Annotated in this window: 15 protein-coding genes; 8 read left to right on the top strand and 7 right to left on the bottom strand. The window is 40.5% G+C overall.

Annotated elements, in window-relative coordinates:
• Positions 1–27: 27 nt before the first annotated feature.
• A complete protein-coding gene (locus tag CXF81_RS03010) occupies positions 28–1,305 on the top strand; it encodes an ATP-binding protein (protein WP_232771759.1) in 1,278 nt (425 codons plus the stop codon).
• A gap of 38 nt (positions 1,306–1,343) precedes the next feature.
• On the opposite strand, the gene CXF81_RS03005 is transcribed toward CXF81_RS03010, so the two are convergent.
• Together CXF81_RS03005 and CXF81_RS03000 are read right to left on the bottom strand one after the other, a co-directional pair.
• On the bottom strand, positions 1,344–1,976 hold the full coding sequence (locus tag CXF81_RS03005; RefSeq protein ID WP_101179901.1) for a bifunctional 4-hydroxy-2-oxoglutarate aldolase/2-dehydro-3-deoxy-phosphogluconate aldolase: 633 nt from the start codon (positions 1,974–1,976) through the stop codon (positions 1,344–1,346).
• An 81-nt stretch (positions 1,977–2,057) separates the two neighbouring features.
• A complete protein-coding gene (locus CXF81_RS03000) occupies positions 2,058–3,161 on the bottom strand; it encodes an AI-2E family transporter (RefSeq protein ID WP_101179900.1) in 1,104 nt (367 codons plus the stop codon).
• A 204-nt stretch (positions 3,162–3,365) separates the two neighbouring features.
• Between CXF81_RS03000 and folX the strand changes: the two genes are divergently transcribed.
• Together folX and CXF81_RS02990 are read left to right on the top strand one after the other, a co-directional pair.
• On the top strand, positions 3,366–3,731 hold the full coding sequence (folX, locus tag CXF81_RS02995) for a dihydroneopterin triphosphate 2'-epimerase (protein WP_101179899.1): 366 nt from the start codon (positions 3,366–3,368) through the stop codon (positions 3,729–3,731).
• Positions 3,732–3,736: 5 nt separating this feature from the next.
• Entirely contained in the window at positions 3,737–4,627 is an 891-nt protein-coding gene (locus CXF81_RS02990) for a TIGR01777 family oxidoreductase (protein ID WP_101179898.1), read from the top strand.
• A gap of 49 nt (positions 4,628–4,676) precedes the next feature.
• On the opposite strand, the gene CXF81_RS02985 is transcribed toward CXF81_RS02990, so the two are convergent.
• Together CXF81_RS02985 and CXF81_RS02980 are read right to left on the bottom strand one after the other, a co-directional pair.
• A complete protein-coding gene (locus tag CXF81_RS02985) occupies positions 4,677–6,158 on the bottom strand; it encodes a diguanylate cyclase (protein ID WP_101179897.1) in 1,482 nt (493 codons plus the stop codon).
• A gap of 217 nt (positions 6,159–6,375) precedes the next feature.
• Positions 6,376–6,660, bottom strand: coding sequence for a hypothetical protein (locus CXF81_RS02980; protein WP_101179896.1), 285 nt, complete (start codon positions 6,658–6,660; stop codon positions 6,376–6,378).
• Positions 6,661–7,267: 607 nt separating this feature from the next.
• Between CXF81_RS02980 and CXF81_RS02975 the strand changes: the two genes are divergently transcribed.
• Complete coding sequence (locus CXF81_RS02975; RefSeq protein WP_101179895.1) at positions 7,268–7,879, top strand: flavin reductase family protein; 612 nt, start codon at positions 7,268–7,270, stop codon at positions 7,877–7,879.
• A gap of 35 nt (positions 7,880–7,914) precedes the next feature.
• Here the strand turns inward: CXF81_RS02975 and CXF81_RS02970 are convergent, their stop codons facing one another.
• Together CXF81_RS02970 and CXF81_RS02965 are read right to left on the bottom strand one after the other, a co-directional pair.
• Positions 7,915–9,423, bottom strand: a complete 1,509-nt coding sequence (locus CXF81_RS02970; protein ID WP_101179894.1) for an NAD(P)/FAD-dependent oxidoreductase — start codon at positions 9,421–9,423, stop codon at positions 7,915–7,917.
• Between the two features lie 416 nt (positions 9,424–9,839).
• Positions 9,840–10,088 (bottom strand): hypothetical protein, encoded by a 249-nt coding sequence (locus tag CXF81_RS02965; protein ID WP_101179893.1) that lies wholly within the window; start codon positions 10,086–10,088, stop codon positions 9,840–9,842.
• A 257-nt stretch (positions 10,089–10,345) separates the two neighbouring features.
• Between CXF81_RS02965 and CXF81_RS02960 the strand changes: the two genes are divergently transcribed.
• Genes CXF81_RS02960 through CXF81_RS02945 form a run of 4 tightly spaced genes read left to right on the top strand, consistent with a single transcriptional unit; the run spans position 10,346 to position 15,536 of the window.
• Positions 10,346–11,611, top strand: a complete 1,266-nt coding sequence (locus CXF81_RS02960) for a hypothetical protein (RefSeq protein ID WP_101179892.1) — start codon at positions 10,346–10,348, stop codon at positions 11,609–11,611.
• Positions 11,611–12,048: a hypothetical protein gene (locus CXF81_RS02955; RefSeq protein ID WP_101179891.1), complete on the top strand. Its 438-nt coding sequence runs from the start codon at positions 11,611–11,613 to the stop codon at positions 12,046–12,048. Before CXF81_RS02960 ends, CXF81_RS02955 begins: the two co-directional genes overlap by 1 nt.
• Positions 12,041–13,630 (top strand): sensor domain-containing diguanylate cyclase, encoded by a 1,590-nt coding sequence (locus tag CXF81_RS02950; protein ID WP_198556308.1) that lies wholly within the window; start codon positions 12,041–12,043, stop codon positions 13,628–13,630. The genes CXF81_RS02955 and CXF81_RS02950 overlap by 8 nt, the downstream gene beginning before the upstream one ends.
• Entirely contained in the window at positions 13,623–15,536 is a 1,914-nt protein-coding gene (locus tag CXF81_RS02945) for a bifunctional diguanylate cyclase/phosphodiesterase (protein WP_101179889.1), read from the top strand. Before CXF81_RS02950 ends, CXF81_RS02945 begins: the two co-directional genes overlap by 8 nt.
• A gap of 43 nt (positions 15,537–15,579) precedes the next feature.
• Here CXF81_RS02945 and ilvD read toward each other — a convergent pair whose 3' ends face one another.
• Entirely contained in the window at positions 15,580–17,259 is a 1,680-nt protein-coding gene (gene ilvD, locus CXF81_RS02940; protein ID WP_101179888.1) for a dihydroxy-acid dehydratase, read from the bottom strand.
• Between the last annotated feature and the right edge of the window lie 109 nt (positions 17,260–17,368).

Below are 17,368 nucleotides of genomic sequence, written 5' to 3'. Positions count from 1 at the left end.
ATCTTTTTCCCAGCGATTATATTTTCAATGCAAAATTCATATGAACGCAGTTTAACACTGGCTAAAAAAGAAGAACTATCGACCACAGCCTTCGCTATGATTTCCGAATTTGAATTTGAAGACGGCGAAGTCGTCATGCCCTCGCGGCTCTTTGTAGAAGACTTAAACCTACCTGGGTCGGACTTAGTGGCAACAATAAAGTGGAGGAAACAACAAGTTTGGCAATCACAATCGTCTATTGATAACGATATCAACGCCAATATGTTCAACCTGCTATTTAGGCAAACTGAGAAGCACTTGCCCGGAGAGACCATCTTTTTGTCAGACTTCAATGAGGAAAATACACATTTTGCCTTATCCAAAAAGGCCGAGTTTCTGATTGACGGTAATTTTGAGGAAGTTAGCTTTTTAGTTATCAACAATAAAAATACTTATCAACGCGAACTCAGCACGTTTATTAACCGTCTATGGGGTTGGATAGTCGTTTTAAGCTTGATTTTACTTGGTTTGATTGCCTTATCCTTGCGCAGCGTATTTATGCCAATGCAGAATATTATTGCTCGTATTGGCGAAATTGAAGAAGGTAAGATTGATCAAATTAATGACAATTATCCCCTCGAGTTGCAACCGTTACAAAAAAGTATTAACAAGCTCCTTGATAGCGAGAAGCAGCAAAGAGAGCGCTATAAGAAAAGTTTAGACGATTTAGCGCATAGTATAAAAACACCATTGAGTATTATTCTCGGCCAAGCTGACTTAAGTGATGACATTAAAGAGCCTGTTCTACATATCGATAATATTGTTAAACGCCAGCTAAAACGAGCAACTATTAACGTCGTGGGGTTTTTACCGAGCATCGACGTTGCTCCCTTAACAAAATCATTACTTGATGCCATGACAAAAATACACCAACAAAAAGCATTGTCACTGACATTAGAAATGCCCGAATCAGCATCTCTTTCAATTGACCCAACCGACTACATGGAAATACTCGGAAACTTGCTGGACAACGCGTGCAAAGCAGCTAAATCGACAGTCAACGTCACCTATAAGAGACAAGCAACGTCCACCTTAGTTTGTGTGGAAGACAACGGAAAAGGCATGTCTGAATTAGTAATTTCTGCTATTACAGAACGTGGTCGACGTTTAGATACCTACTCCGAAGGTCAAGGCCTAGGCTTAGCCTTAGTCGTTGATATGCTAGAAAGTTATGGTGGCGAATTACATATACAAAGTGAACAAAATAAAGGCAGCCGATTTTGTATGCAGTTGCCCCATCAACGCTTTAGCAATAGCGTCAAATAACTTACAAAATTGTAAATAAATGCTTTTAATAAATGCTTTTAATAAATGCTTTCAATAAACTGTTTTATAAAGCGAATATGCTCTGTCATCGCATGCTGACTGATTATTTCTTTCGCCAATTCGCTGCCAACGCCAACACCTTGTATTCCAGAACTCAACCAAGCGCTGGTATTGTTTGGACTTATACCGCCGACAGCGAACATTGGTGTGTCTGCAAAAGGACCTTTTAGCGCTTGATAATAGTCGATAGACAATGCGTTTGCCGGAAACAACTTAACGATGTCGGCACCATAGGCAATCGCATTTGCAATTTCGGTTGGCGTGGTGGCACCCATTAATACCGGGATATTATTAGCATGAGCTATTTGAACCACGTCGGCGTTAACGTTGGGTGTTACTAAAAACTGAGCACCTGCGGCAATAGCTTGCTTGGCTAACTCACTATTCAAAATAGTACCAGCCCCGACTAAAACAGTTGGAAACTGTTGCCTTGCTAATTCGATATGCAGACAAAAATCAGGCGTGTTAGAGGTTATCTCCAATGCCCTAACACCGCCTTGCACAAGACAATTAAGCGTCGCCTGCACCGAACAAGAATTATGCAGACGAATAATGGCAATAAGCTTATATGAAATAATTTGTTGTGCAATCTTGTTACGAGCCGATGGCATCAATTCATTCCTTGAGTTCATTAATTTCAAATAAGACTACATCAATCTATTTGGGCGCTGTTAAGCGACACGAGGCCAATACTATGCCTGTTTATCAACGTTTTTTACCTCTTTTAATTCTTCATCAGTCGCGTTTGTAGCCACCGTTTTTGTTGCATCAGTTTGTGTTTCGTCACTGGATAGCAATATTGCTAACCACTTGGTCTCCTCTCTCGATTCAAGAGCGATTTTTACTACCATCGTTAATGGAACTGAAAGTAACATGCCAACGCTTCCCAATAACCAACCCCAGAATATCAAGGATAAAAACACCACTAAGGTAGAAAGACCAAGACCACGTCCCATAAAACGCGGTTCAATGACGTTGCCCATAACCATATTTACCACCACAAAGCCTAATCCTGTCAAGCCTGCTTTGTAAAAACCGAATTCGACAAACGCCATTAATACGGCAGGCACAGCGGCGATGATTGAACCAATGTTGGGAATAAAATTAAACATAAAGGCGAGCACTGACCACAGTAAAAAGTGATCAATCCCAAGGAAATACAACCAACTACCAATGAAAATACCGGTACCCAAACTGACTAACATTTTAATACCTAGGTAGCTATTAACCGATTTTAGAAATCGGTCTATGTGTGTCATTTTCATTTCAGGGTCTGATAATGCAACGTGAAGGCGTTTTGGCATACTTTCAGCCTCAAATAGCATAAAGATGACCGTTAATAATATAAGCACTAAATTAGATAATACGCTGCCCATGCCGCTTAAAAAACCAGTGGCTACTGACATTGCCGCACCTGGATCGAGGTAAGTCAACAACAAATCTTTATCAATATTGATGTTTAACACGTTGAGTTTATTTACTATCCATGCAAATTCATCCGTCAACTGTGCTTGATAAACAGGCATGTTTTGCTGAAATTCGCTCAATGACTGTGTAATTAAGCCAGCTAACATAAAACCAATCACTAATATTATCAGTATAACTAAGGTAACCGATGCCCAACGAGGGACTCTGTATCGGCTGGCCCAATTAATCAGAGGGCTGCAGGCTATAGCGATAAAAGCTGATAAGAGAAATGGCACCATAATGACGCTTGCAGCTTTAACACCTGCAAGAACAATAATAACACAAGCCATGACAATCATAGCTTTTGCGATGGGTGATTTAATATCCATATAGCCTCGTTTGCGAAAATAATAAATGCCAGTGATACAAATTTGTCTACAGTTAGCTCAGTTGCTTGTTAGTATGAGTTAGCATTCTTAGCTAGATAGGTATCGTTGACAATTCAGTTGGAATACGTGGTTAGTATGACAAATTTCAAAAGTAATCACACAGAAAGTTTTAGACGATTAAGAATAAAGGGAAAAATTGAATAAATGAATTTAAATCAAGCAACAATAAGAATAAAAAATTTACGACTTCGTACCTATATTGGCATTAACGATGATGAAATTAAAAATCAACAAGACGTGGTCATTAACGTTAAAATTCATTATGACGCTAAAAAGGCAACCGATTCAGATTTAATGGATCATGCCTTAAATTATAAAATAATTACCAAAGCGATTATTCGACTTGTAGAAGATAATCGTTTTTATTTACTGGAAAAATTAACCCACGACATATTGAACATTGCAGCAGAGCATCCTTGGGTCACGTTTGCGGAAGCGGAAGTTGATAAACCGCATGCCCTTCGTTTCTCCGATTCAGTTTCACTATCTCTATCTTGCACTAAGGAATAAATACCATGTCAGAGCATATATTAATTACCGGAGGCACTGGTTTAATTGGTCGCACACTAATCACTGCGCTAGAAAAACAATATGCGATGACGGTGGTAACACGAGATCCAAGTAGAGCAAAGCGCTTGCTTGGCGAGCAAGTAAATTGCATCACTAGTGAAGAATTAACCTCAGTAGATAAATTTGACGCTATTATCAATTTGGCCGGCGAACCTATTGCTGACAAACGTTGGTCTGACGCTCAAAAAGAACGAATTTGTAATAGCCGTTGGAAAATAACCCAACAACTGGTTGACTTAATTAATACGTCAAGTAATGCACCGAGTGTATTCGTCAGTGGTTCCGCCATTGGGGTTTATGGACGTCAAGGTGACACTGTGGTGACCGAAGACTTCACCGATTTTCATGATGAATTCAGTCGAGCAGTATGCCAAAAGTGGGAAAATATAGCGCTTCAAGCCAACACCCGAGTTTGTATAATGCGAACGGGTGTCGTGTTATCGGGTGAAGGTGGTGCATTATCCAAGATGTTAATGCCATTTCGCTTAGGATTAGGTGGCCCCATAAGTTCCGGTAAGCAGTACATGGCATGGATACATATTCAGGATATGGTCAATGCTATTCAACACTTGCTAAGCAATGAAGACGCGCAAGGTGTTTATAACTTTACCTCCCCTAACCCTAATACAAATCACTTTTTCTCTTTAGCCCTTGCCAAACGACTAGAGCGACCTTGTATTTTTAGAGTGCCTGCGTTTGTAATAAAAACGCTAATGGGTGAGTCATCAGATCTTGTGCTATATGGTCAAAAAGTGATTCCAGAAAGATTACTTAGCGAAGGATTTGCGTTTACATTTCCGACATTGAAAGAAGCGTTAGCGGATTTAGATTTATAGCACGCTATTATCTGAGTAATTTATATGATGATGGCGAACGTAGCCGTCATTAGTAATGTTTATTAAGCTTGCCAGCTTGTTTGGCCTTATACATCGATTTATCTGCTGATTTTAACATTTCAGTAACCGAGTCAGGTGTCGATTCAAAAATAACGTGTCCGACGCTCGCACTGACTTTGACATTATCTAGTCCGTCAATTCTAATACATAACTCTCGAAGCGTCTGGTTTATTCTTGACCCAAATTCATTTGCTTCATGTGTGTTGTCAAAATGCCCTAAAGCAACAAATTCGTCGCCGCCAACTCGACCAATTAGATCCTTTGTACGTATCTGATTTCGAATGATTTTAGCAATTATCTGCAATACCTGGTCGCCACAATCATGTCCGTGAGTATCATTGACCACTTTGAAATCGTTAATATCAATGTAAAGTAAACTAAGCACACCTTTATTTTGCTCTTGGTACTGCAATAATTCATTTGCTTTATCCCCCCAACCACGCCTATTTAACACATTACACAGAACATCATTACTTGCATCGATTTGTGCTCTTATTTTATCTAACTTCAGATCTTTAATTCGCGACGACACTACGACTGCCAACATAAACGCTTCGACAGCAAAGGCTATTATCAGGGCATAACGATTTAAGAACGGGTCCACATCGGTTAAAACCAAACGAAAGATCATGGCTATTACCATCACTAACAAGCTGAACAATACTAACCACGCCATTCTTACCCCCCGATAAGATTGCATAATGAATAAATAAAGTAGGATCAACATAATAATAAGGGTTAGATTCGACATCATTTTACCCAGCCAAAACGACACTGCATTATGCTCAAGAAATGACATGGCAATAGAAGCTAACAGCACTACTGTTGCACTCCCATGTAATCCATAACGGCTTACTTTAGGCCAAGCTAAATGCAGGTCAGTGAGTCGCACAATGAATATAGTTGCAGTAAATACAGTGAGACCAGCAAAAATCAGATACATTTGATGACTTAAAACAAAAGCATGTTCAGGCACAAATAGATTAAGTTGACCCTCTTGCAATAGAAAGAATATCGCTGCACAGAACACATAAAGACTGTACAGCTCAAAGCGCTTATCGCTTAAAATTCTTCCCATAAAGAATACATAGAGAATCAACGTTAAGCATAATCCGTAAAAGGCACCCATTGTAATGTTATTGATAAGACTTTGGTTTACGTAGCTAGCAAAATCTTGCCAAACAAATTGTTGTAAATATTCATGGTGACTGACAATCTCAAAGTCTGCTGAAAATTCTCCTATCGGCAACACAAAAGAAGGTTTATTTGCTCTAATCTGACTGATTGAGCCGCCTTGAACATCCCATGTAAAGTTAACGATTTCATCACGATTAAAACTAAATACTGCTTGCTGACTTAAAGAACAGTTTAAGCGCACAACACTCTTGCCTAAAGGCAGACGAATAAGCACCTTTTCAGACTGTTGTGGTGTTACTTGTGTCACAGTCTGTTGTTCGACCAAGAGTGTCATTTGGCAACTGTGATGCTGAGTTGGGGTCGCTTGCAAGCTGCTGCTGAAGGAGAAGAAAAGGATAATCGAAAAAAACAGACAAAAAGAAGAAAAACATTTCATTTATTAATAACCGCATTTCTGAAAGTGTTGTGTATAAAAAATGTCTAGCGCGCGCAACGCAAGAACTGACTACAGACGATCAAAGCTTACAGCAATAAAAAATTGAGTTACAGCGTTATTTAATTAACGTTAGCGTCGGCACTTGAATAACAGAAATAGCACTGGCTCGATCAATTATTTTAATCAATGCAGTTTGGATAGTTTCATCTTCTCTTGCATCAGATTGACTTGCAAAGCGCTCCTCCTGAACTTCACTATCTTCCTCTAAAGTAAATTGAACCACCACTAGTGTTGCGCAACTGGCGTCCGTACCAAAATATTCTATCGAAATTTGAGGATAACCTTTAAAGCCTTTCTTCACTTGCTTTGCAATTCGCTTTTTAGCTTTATCTACGTGCATAGTAAACCCTAATAACTGTTTCCATTTTGTTGTTTTAACATTGATGTCTCTATATCGATATGATCTATCTGCAAGACTATGTCGAACAATAACACAATAAAGATTAGGATAATCATGCTAATTTTATGGATTACAATCTTTTAATTAGACCTAAATGCCCACAGAAGCGTGCCCTTCATCGTCGGCTCTTTTCCATGCATGATCATTTCCATTGGAAACAATCTACCAGCAGCGCCTCTGATTTATAAACACAGCAATACCATAAGTCCCAATGATTATTTATTGACAGCGGTCACATTAGCGTATGGCTTACTAAGCTGACTAATAACTCATTCCATGTAGAGGTCTTTATTTACTCTTTTTGCTAATTATTAGCCATTTAATTACTGGATTTCAGTCACTAAAAAACGCCATATTTTTCGTTTGTAAACTGCATCTAATAAACATCTGGACTGCGTGACTGTTGATTTATTAAATTAGCTGACCAAGACAATATTATCGATTGATAAACGCCACTATGTGGTCCAATATGTGGTTCCACATAGTATGCATTGGGCCAATAGAATAAGATTTAAAACAACAATCTGTTACAAAAGAGGAAGCACCATTGAATATACAATTAAACAACATGCCAAGCACCGCCATTTATCACTTAATGACTCAAACTATCATACCGCGTCCAATAGCTTGGGTATTATCCAACAATAGCGATGACTCCCTTAACCTTGCTCCCTTTTCTTATTTTAATGCTGTGTGCAGCGATCCGCCTTTATGTATGCTTTCAATGGGCAAAAAACCAAATGGGACGACCAAGGATACTGTCGCAAACCTGATTGAAGAAGCTTACTGTGTTGTTCATATAGCACACGCACAACAATGTGATGTGGTTACTGCCACCGCTGCCAGTTTGCACTATGGTGAAAGTGAAATTAAAGCCAATCAAATCAAATTGATTGACCATGCCGATTGGCCTTTGCAGCGCATCGAAGGTTGCCCTATTGCCTATTTGTGCAAAGTGCACAGCACTCAACAAATTGGTAACGCACCGCAACAAATAATATTTGTAGAGGCGATTGAATTGTATGTAGACGATAACGCCGTTAATCAAAGCAATAATCGTATCGAAATCGATGCACTTAAAATCAATCCATTGGCGAGGCTGGGAGCGAGTCAATATGCAAACTTAGGTGAGGTTTTTACAAAGTCTCGACCTGCTTAGAAAATCTCATAATTTAATCATAGATAGGCTGCACTTTATCGACTTGGCTGTCTTTCTTGATCTTTCAGCGCTAGCGAATTAATGCTTGAATGCGTTTCGGTAAATGTCAAAACACCGTCATTAACAGGCTCTTTTAGTAATACATTTTTTTCAAAGCGATAGTCTTGCGTTATGCGCCATGGCATTATTTTGCTTTGACGAGGTAATATGTTACTCGCCCGTTTCACATAACCCGAAGAAAAATCAAACATGGCTTCTTCTTCTAGCGCGTCAGGATCGTCCAGCTGGGGATTGGCAATAGCTAGACTGCGCTGCTGCATATGGTTAAGCAACCGGCACACATAATGAGACACAATATCTGCTTTTAATGTCCAAGACGCATTTAAGTAACCAAATACAATAGCCATGTTTGGTATATTTGAAAACATACAGCCTTTGTAATAAAAGTGCTCAGAAAATTTTATTTTGGCGCCATCGACGGTGAAGGCTACCTTCCCTGCCATCGCCAGTTTTAAGCCCGTTGCGGTGATAATAACATCTGCGTCTAGGTGTTTTCCTGAATTCAGTTGGATACCTTTTTTTGTAAAATACGCTATATGATCGGTTTCAATACTCGCCTTACCTTCGCGCATTGCGGTAAACATGTCTCCATCAGGCACTAAACAAAGCCGCTGTTCCCAGGGATTATATGGGGGTGTAAAGTCAGTAGAATTAGGCTCACTTCCTAATGCTTTGCGGACGTTTTTCATCAACAATTTGATTACCCGTTTGGGCTTACTGCGCGCATATTTATACAATATGCTTTGCAACCACACATTACGTTTACGGATAATATTGTAAGCCCATTGACTGGGCATAATCTTACCTAAACCATTTGCAATCCGATCCTCCGAACTGCGCACCGCATACCAAGTAGGCGTTCGCTGCAGCATAGTGACATGCTCGGCGGTTTTTGCCATGGCGGGCAAAAGCGTCACCGCAGTTGCACCAGAGCCTATTACCACTACTTTTTTGTTGGCATAATCTAAATCTTGAGGCCAAAATTGAGGATGAACGATTTGACCTAAAAAATCCTCACGTCCCTCAAATACGGCCTCATGACCTTGCTCATAGTCATAATATCCGGTTCCCATAAACAAAAAACGTCCGCGTTTTTTATGTTGTTCGCCAAATTTATTCGCCATGGTGAGAGTCCAAAGAGCCTCATCGCTTGACCAACTAGCGGAAACAATTTTTTGGTCAAACGCAATATGTTCGCGCAGCTTATACTTTTCAACAATGCGCGTGATATATGCAAGAATAGATGGACCATCAGCTATGGCTTTTTTGTGTGTCCATGGTTCAAAATCAAAACCGAGGGTATGCATATCGCTGTCAGAGCGCACGCCAGGATAATTAAATAAACTCCAAGTTCCGCCGATATCGTCGCGCTGCTCTAGCATAGTAAAAGTAAACCCAGAGCATTGGCGCTTAAGGTGCACACCCATGCCAATCCCCGATATACCTGCGCCAGCAATCAGCACATCCACTATTTGTTCAGTCATCCGCCACTCTCCACCGCCACTCTCCACCGCCACTATCCACAACCTATGCCCGTTATTAAAACGCAGGCGATAAGCCGAGTATCGGTCTAGCTATATATGTATTGGCTTAAGAATAAACACTAAATCTGAGCGATGCAAACAATGTGTGTGATGTGGCGCTGATTGCATCAATACAATGCTGCAACGCGGTCATAATACGCTTCTACTTATCTTCAACTTACAAACATCACTAATCGCTATCGCAGCAATAAACATCAACATAAAACAAGTGTTTCGTTGATAGCACCGTAGGATCGGTTTTTAGACACTTTTTGGATTAGATAGATAAGATTGGATACGGATGATTGTGCTGCAAGAGTCCTTTAAATAAAGCAAATAACGGGTGAATATCTACACAATTTTAACGTCTTACAGGGTCATACAAATTCGTCTAAACTGGTTCGAAGGAATCGCACTATTTTCACTCTTTTGTCGCTCTGGCTTTGGTCAAAAGTGATTATTTCTAAGTCATCTAATTGGTGGATTATCTTTCTCGCCGTTGGCATTGATACATAAGCGGCTAAGTATCTTTCAATATCACATATCTTGACTTCCTTCAGGGTTGCAAACTGTTTGACAACTCTAAAGTGGTGAATATTCAACGCCTTTCGTATTTTTGATTCCACAGACTACTTGCCTTTTTACATAGCTGCTAAAAGTAGGCTTATTACCGAAAATATAATACACAAATAAGTTAGGCAATAACTTTGGCTTTACTAAACATCACCAACGCGTCAGCATTCAAGTTGGATACTAAGGTATAATGTTAAACCATAAAAATCAGCATACTACTGATATGCTAAGGGTAGCATTAAGGAATGGTTAGACACAATGAGCGAATAAATCATCGTTTGTTTTTAAATATTTTAAGGCTTTATTAATTATGACAAAAGGTGTTTTCCTGCTGCTGCTAGTATCAAACTTCGTCTTAGCAGCGCCAGAAGTACGTGTATCTGGGTTTGGCACTATAGGGGTTGTAGCCGAGGATTCTGATCAATTTGGTTATCGCGCCGATTTTTCAAAGACCGGTAGTGTATTCGAAGGTGACTTTGATTTTGCTGAGAGTACAAATTTAGGTATTCAATTCGATGTTATAGCCTCTGAAGAGATCGATATAGTGGTTCAAGCCATCTACCGAGACCAGCAAGACCTTAATCTCAAGTCTGCACTGAACTTAGCCTTTATAAGATACTCACCAAACGCTAATTGGTCGTTTAGACTTGGCCGCACCGCTTATGACTTATTCTTATTAACCGAATATCGAGACATCGGTTACGCTTACACTTGGGCTCACGTTCCGAGTGAAATTTATGGTGTCTTACCTCACCGCTATCTTGATGGTGGCGATGTAACTTACAGTAAACCTCTAGGCGATTTAACGTTTTCAGCCAAGTTTTTCTATGGCAAGAATGAATTTGCCGTGACCGCATTTAGTGCGCCCGATGCCCCTCCATTTCGTTTTGATAATATTGTTGGCCTAGCTTTAGATTTTCAATTTATTAATTGGGATATCGCAGTTAATCACACCCAGCTAAAGTTCGATTCACAGGCTATAAAACCCTTGATTGAAGGTCTTACACAACTCAATGCATTTGTACCTAATTTTTCAGTAATCTGGCCTAACGCAGTCGATTTCGCAAATGCCGCCGACCTCGACAATAGAAAGGGCACCTACACCTCGTTAAGTGGCCAATATAGATTCAAGAAAGTCACCCTGATCTCTGAATTAGCGAAAATAAAGACCGACACTTTATCTGTTCAAGGAGTTGAAAGCGGCTACTTAAGTGGTATTTATCACACCAATGCGCATAACTTCTTTGCCTCCGTCGCCTTCAGCAAGTCGGAAAAATTTGATTTGGATAGTAGTGGTATCATCTTGCCTGCGCTTGAGCAAGTGCCTGGTGGCATAGAAGCTTTTAATGCATCGAAGTTATTGCTTAATTATTACAGTCTTAATCAAAAAACCGTATCCGTAGGTTGGCGCTGGGATTTTGACGAAAACATGTCATTCAAACTTCAATTAGATCATACTCGCATAGATGATGGAGGAAGCACTTTTTGGCAACCGCCTGCAGGGAATGCTGCGCCAGACACTAATCGAACCGGGCATGTTAACGTTTTGTTCGCCAACGTGAGCTTTTTATACTGATGCTACAATTAACTTTACTTAAAACAATGATCTTGATGGGTGGATTGAGTTTCACCACTCTTGCCATCAGCAGTGAGTTAGTGTTGGTTGTACACAAGGATAATCCTACTTCTGTGCTTTCGCGCTCTCAGGTTATCGATTTGTACATGGGCAAATATGTTGCGTTTCCTGATGGGTCAAAAGCAGTACCGGTGGATATTGAAAATGACTTAGTGGTCAGAACAAAATTCTACGATTCTTTAGTCGGTATGTCACTAGCGCGAGTTAATGCTTACTGGTCAAAAGTAAAGTTTTCCGGCCGAGCCAGACCTCCTACTCAACAAAAAGACGAAAAAGCAATTTTAGATTTTGTAAAACAAACAGAAAATGCCATCGCTTATATTCACGAAATTAACGTGACCGAGGATGTCAAAGTGGTATATCGTTTTTATGAATAAAAGTGCACTATTAGTTCGACTGGCAATAGTCATTGGTTTTGCATCTATTGCAATTGGTTTTCTTTCATCACAGTTGTTCTACAAATTGACTTTCAATCAAGAAGTGGCAATCACTCAGCAAAGTCTTGGCAGTTTGTATAAAACTATCGCGGCTACTGCGGGAACGGCAGCATATTTAGCTGAAAAAGATCTGGCCCAAGAGGTGGTAGATGGACTTGCCACTAACGAAGTCGTGCTAAATGCTAAGATGAATTTTGAGAGTATTGAAGTAGTCAGCAATACTAATAGCTTTGTTGAACCAGTGGTTTTTCCTATTCAATCCTTATTTGAAGCAGATAAATCAATTGGTACCTTGGTTATTGCACCTAATATTCAATACATAGAAGAAAGAGCTAGACAATTAGCATTAGACAATTCTAAAGCAATGATTTTGCAAGCATTCGTAGTCACAATTGTGGCGATATCCGTGGCCTTTTTTCTGATAACCAGACCCATGATTGGGATTGCTCATGCACTACACAAAACCGTTCCGGGTGAAGGAAATCGTTTGACTGTGCCTGATTTTCATCAAAACAGTGAACTAGGTGAACTAGTCAACGACGTCAATATTTTACTTGATAAAACCGAACAACAATTTACAAGAGAGAGAAAGCTTAGACAAGAAATTGAAGCTTTAGAAAAACGCTTCAGGATGCTGTTTGAAAATTCTATGTCGCCCATCATATTAATGGAACCTCGAGGTAATATTATACTTTTTAATGTGGCTTTTGAGACGATCCTTGAAAAGCTTAACCTGCAATTAAAAAAGAGCTTTGGACCATTATTAGAAAATCTGTTTGCAGAGCCTGAGAAGCTTTTGGGCTCTGTGGAGTTGGCTTTTGCGAATGATGAAATAGCAACAGGAGAATTTAAACTACAAACCTCTGAAGACTCAGCTTCAGTTTGGGTGCAAGTTGTGGTGACCTCAGTGGTAAATGAGGACTTACGTGAATATTATCAAATTACCCTGCATGATATATCTAAGCGAAAGAAAGAATTAGAATCGTTAGCTTATCAAGCCGATTACGATAAACTCACCAAGCTTTATAATCGTCAAGGTTTAGAGAAAGAGATTAATGTATTCGCTAAACAAAAACGTCCATTTTGTCTGGCTTTGATCGATTTAAACTGGTTTAAGCGGATCAACGATATCTACGGACATGAGTCGGGCGACGAAATATTGATCTTTGTCGCTGACCGCATTAAAAAGACCCTCAGGACCCAAGACTTTGGTGGTCGATGGGGAGGAGATGAATTTGTTTTATTGCTTGACGGCGCCGACGAAGCAACCACGAAAGATATTGTTACACGTTTGGTACAACGAATTTCTAAGCCATACTTCTTACGTAAATTCAACCAAAATGTGGCTGTTGGCGCAAGTGTAGGAGCTGCCTTTTACCCAGAGAATGGTATTAAAATACAAGAGATCATCAATCTCGCTGACCAAGCCATGTACATTGTAAAGAACAACAGAGACGCAGATCCTGGAAAGTCCCTAAAGTTTGCCCATGAATTAGATACTCAAGAAATAATCCATGTTTGAAGAAAGTAATAGTACGCTAACCCCCATGGGTTCTTCAGCGCCTATCTTACAAGATATAAAGTCGCGGGTTGCACAAGTCCAGTCGGTTATTTATGTATTTATTGGTCTATTTCTGATCATGTCTGCAATTGCTTGGTGGCAAGGCGATACTAAATGGTTAATTGACGGCTTGGTAGTGGTGGCTTTTTTTATTGGTCTATTAAAGCTATTAAACTCAGATACATGGAATATCGTTGCCGGAATGACACTTTGGACCGTCATTATCTTTGCATCGTCAAAAGCATTCTATTATGACGGTTTATACGACACCTCTTTGCTGCTGTATCCATGTGTGCTGATATTTGCATCCTTGCTTGGCGGGAAGACGATGATCATACCTTTGTCCTGCTATATGCTTATTAGCTTTTATTTCTTCGCTTATGCAATTTCCATCGATTTAGTTGAACCTAAAGTAATTACCGACTATTCGAGCTGGGCAAAAGCAACCGATATGGCGATAGTTCTATCCGTTTATGGCATGGGTATCATACTAATATCAGGCTATATCAAAGCGCTTATTTCGCGCTTAACTGAGCAGGGAATGCGTTATGATGTGATAAAGGAAAACGCCGAAAAACGTATTTTGTTTGATGACCTTACGCAGCTACCTAATGCAGAGAAATGCAAACTAGATCTCATTGAGCTCTTTAGTGACACTCCAAAAGACAGCTATATGCTGGGTTTTATTACTTTGCATATGAATAATTTTAGTTGGATTAATTCCACATTAGGGCACAAGTTTGGTGATGAAGTTTTAAATAATCTCGCTGAACGCTTCGTTAAATTGCAAGACGAGCATACTTTCGTATATCGGACTTCTGGTATCGAGTTTACGTTTGTCAAACGCGTGCCTGACTATGCAGCGTTGCAAGATTTTTGCCACCAGGCCATTCGTGTCGGTATATTGCCGCTGTCTATTTCTGAATATAACTTTGAATTGAGTTGTGCTCTTGGGGTTTCTGTTGCGCCATTTGATGGCAACACTTTTACCGAATTAAATAGAAAAGCAAGCTTTGCGGTCTACAAAGCGAGAGAAGAAGAACCAAACAGCTATCACTTCTATGAAAGTGACATGGAGGAGTCAATTAATAGGCGCCTGAATATGAACCATGAACTTAAAACGGCGATAGAAGAAGAACAATTCGAATTGTACTATCAGCCAAAGGTCGACTTAGCGACTAATCAATTTGTCGGTGCAGAAGCGTTAATTCGTTGGCGAAAGGGCGATACCATTATCTCGCCTGCAGAGTTTATTCCGGTTGCTGAGGAATCTGGTTTAATTATTGAAATCGGGCGTTGGGCACTCGAAACGGCTTGTGCAGAATGCGCAAAATGGCAGAACAATGGGTTAAAGGGAATGACGGTCGCCGTCAACTTGTCACCTGTGCAGTTCAAGCGCGGAAATTTACCTAACCACGTTTTTAGAGCCTTGCAAAAGGCTGGACTGGATCCGAGTTTATTGGAGTTAGAAATTACAGAGTCACTATTTATCGAGGATACGCAACATATAGAACAACAAATTTTCTTGATGGTAGAGCGCGGCGTATATTTTGCCATTGATGACTTTGGAACGGGATACTCAAACCTAAACTATTTGTCAAAATTTAATGCTTCTACTTTGAAAATAGACATGTCATTTGTTCGAGATATGGTGGGCAATTTACAACTACAGCACATTGTAAATGCGATAATAAAAATGAGTCATTTAATGGAATTAGAAAATGTCGCAGAAGGAGTCGAGGATGAAGCAACTGCTGCAATACTGAAAGCTCAGGGCTGTGTTTATGGACAAGGCTACTATTGGTCCAAACCCCTTCCAGCGAAAGAATTTATTAAGTTAGCGCAGGCACAAATTAAGCGAAGCTGATATTTAACCGGATCACCAGCCGTGGTGATCCGGTTAGCATTAATTAATTAGGCTTATCAGTAACCGCTCCAGTAGAGGCCGAGCTTACTGTTCTAGCATATTTTGCTAGCAGTCCTCTGGTATATTTTGGTGCAGGCTGTTGCCAATTGTTCTTTCTGCTAGCCATCTCTGCATCACTAATATTGAGCGTCATGACACGATTTTGCGCGTCAATTGTAATGCTATCGCCATTTTCTACCAACGCAATAGGACCGCCCTCGTGCGCTTCAGGTGTGATGTGGCCAACCACAAAGCCCCTACTGCCGCCTGAAAAGCGACCGTCAGTGATAAGCGCGACGTCATTGCCTAAGCCTTTGCCCATAATTGCGGACGTGGGACTTAACATTTCTCGCATACCCGGGCCTCCTCTCGGCCCTTCATAGCGAATGACAACTACATCACCGGCCACGACTTGACCATCAATAATAGCAGCGTAACCCTGCTCTTCTGAGTCGTACACTTTAGCCGCGCCAGTGAAGCTTAACCCCTCTTTTCCTGTGATTTTTGAAACAGCTCCCTCTGGTGCTAAATTGCCATTAAGAATGACCAAATGACTGTCTTTTTTGATTGGCTTATCCAAAGGTAAAATAATAGTCTGTCCGTCAGGATAATCTGCTACCCCAGCCAAATTTTCAGCCATCGTTTTGCCAGTTACCGTCATGCAATCACCGTGCAACATCCCAGCATCTAATAACCGCTTCATCAGAGGCTGAATCCCACCGATCTCAATTAATTCGGACATCAAATATTGACCACTTGGACGCAAGTCCGATATCACTGGTGTTTTATCACCGATACGTACAAAATCATCCAATGTCACTTCAACACCAATTGCGTCTGCCATGGCTATTAAATGCAGTACTGCATTAGTGGACCCTCCTAGGGTAATGACCATTGTGATCGCATTCTCAAACGCCTTTTTGGTCATAATATCAGACGGCTTAATATCATGTTCGAGTAAGTAAACAATCGCTTTTCCTGCATCGATGCAGTCTTGTTTTTTGTTGTCGGAAACCGCATTTTGTGCCGAACTATTGGGCATACTCATGCCCAACGCTTCGATCGATGAGGCTAGTGTGTTCGCTGTATACATACCGCCACAAGAGCCTGGACCTGGTATCGCCGTTTTTTCAATATGTTCCAACTGAGTGATCGGAATATCGCCGTTGGCATAACTGCCCACAGCTTCGAACACTGATACGATATCGGTGTGGTTTTCACCCGGCAAAATAGTTCCTCCATACACAAAAATGGAAGGGCGATTCAGACGTGCTAATCCCATCAAACAGCCGGGCATATTTTTATCGCAGCCACCGATCGCGATAATGCCGTCATGTCCCATGCCAGCCGATACGGCTTCTATCGAATCGCAAATAACTTCACGCGATACCAAAGAATACTTCATACCTTCGGTGCCCATGGAAATACCATCAGATATGGTAATAGTGTTGTAAATCACGCTTTTAGCACCGGCGCTATCGACACCCTTACCTACCTCCTCTGCCAAGGTGTTAATGTGCATGTTGCATGGCGTTACCATTGACCACGTTGAAGCAATACCCACCTGCGATTTTTTGAAATCCTCGTCGCTGAAGCCCACAGCCCTTAACATAGATCGGCTTGGAGCCTGAGCTGCACCATCTACGATTTTTTGAGAATATTTACGTGATTTATCTGTACTCATATTTTACTCTTCGTTTTCAGCTTCAGTGGATGTACTGTAGTATTGTATATGTTAATAAACAATCTAAGTTAATGAATTCGTTCGTCTTATTTACCTAACTTGTTAAAAA

This window comes from Glaciecola sp. 33A, assembly GCF_002836745.1.
In the GTDB taxonomy this organism is placed as follows: Bacteria; Pseudomonadota; Gammaproteobacteria; order Enterobacterales; family Alteromonadaceae; genus Glaciecola.
This window is presented reverse-complemented; position numbering and strand designations above follow the sequence as displayed.

What these genes read in the sequence shown, in the direction of transcription:
- CXF81_RS03000 (WP_101179900.1), bottom strand. Translation starts at nt 3,161, where the DNA reads ATGGATATTAAATCACCCATCGCAAAAGCTATGATTGTCATGGCTTGT.
- folX (WP_101179899.1), top strand. Translation starts at nt 3,366, where the DNA reads ATGAATTTAAATCAAGCAACAATAAGAATAAAAAATTTACGACTTCGT.
- CXF81_RS02990 (WP_101179898.1), top strand. Translation starts at nt 3,737, where the DNA reads ATGTCAGAGCATATATTAATTACCGGAGGCACTGGTTTAATTGGTCGC.
- CXF81_RS02945 (WP_101179889.1), top strand. Translation starts at nt 13,623, where the DNA reads ATGTTTGAAGAAAGTAATAGTACGCTAACCCCCATGGGTTCTTCAGCG.
- ilvD (WP_101179888.1), bottom strand. Translation starts at nt 17,259, where the DNA reads ATGAGTACAGATAAATCACGTAAATATTCTCAAAAAATCGTAGATGGT.
- CXF81_RS02960 (WP_101179892.1), top strand. Translation starts at nt 10,346, where the DNA reads ATGACAAAAGGTGTTTTCCTGCTGCTGCTAGTATCAAACTTCGTCTTA.
- CXF81_RS02970 (WP_101179894.1), bottom strand. Translation starts at nt 9,423, where the DNA reads ATGACTGAACAAATAGTGGATGTGCTGATTGCTGGCGCAGGTATATCG.
- CXF81_RS03010 (WP_232771759.1), top strand. Translation starts at nt 28, where the DNA reads ATGCAAAATTCATATGAACGCAGTTTAACACTGGCTAAAAAAGAAGAA.
- CXF81_RS02955 (WP_101179891.1), top strand. Translation starts at nt 11,611, where the DNA reads ATGCTACAATTAACTTTACTTAAAACAATGATCTTGATGGGTGGATTG.
- CXF81_RS02985 (WP_101179897.1), bottom strand. Translation starts at nt 6,158, where the DNA reads ATGACACTCTTGGTCGAACAACAGACTGTGACACAAGTAACACCACAA.
- CXF81_RS03005 (WP_101179901.1), bottom strand. Translation starts at nt 1,976, where the DNA reads ATGCCATCGGCTCGTAACAAGATTGCACAACAAATTATTTCATATAAG.
- CXF81_RS02980 (WP_101179896.1), bottom strand. Translation starts at nt 6,660, where the DNA reads ATGCACGTAGATAAAGCTAAAAAGCGAATTGCAAAGCAAGTGAAGAAA.
- CXF81_RS02950 (WP_198556308.1), top strand. Translation starts at nt 12,041, where the DNA reads ATGAATAAAAGTGCACTATTAGTTCGACTGGCAATAGTCATTGGTTTT.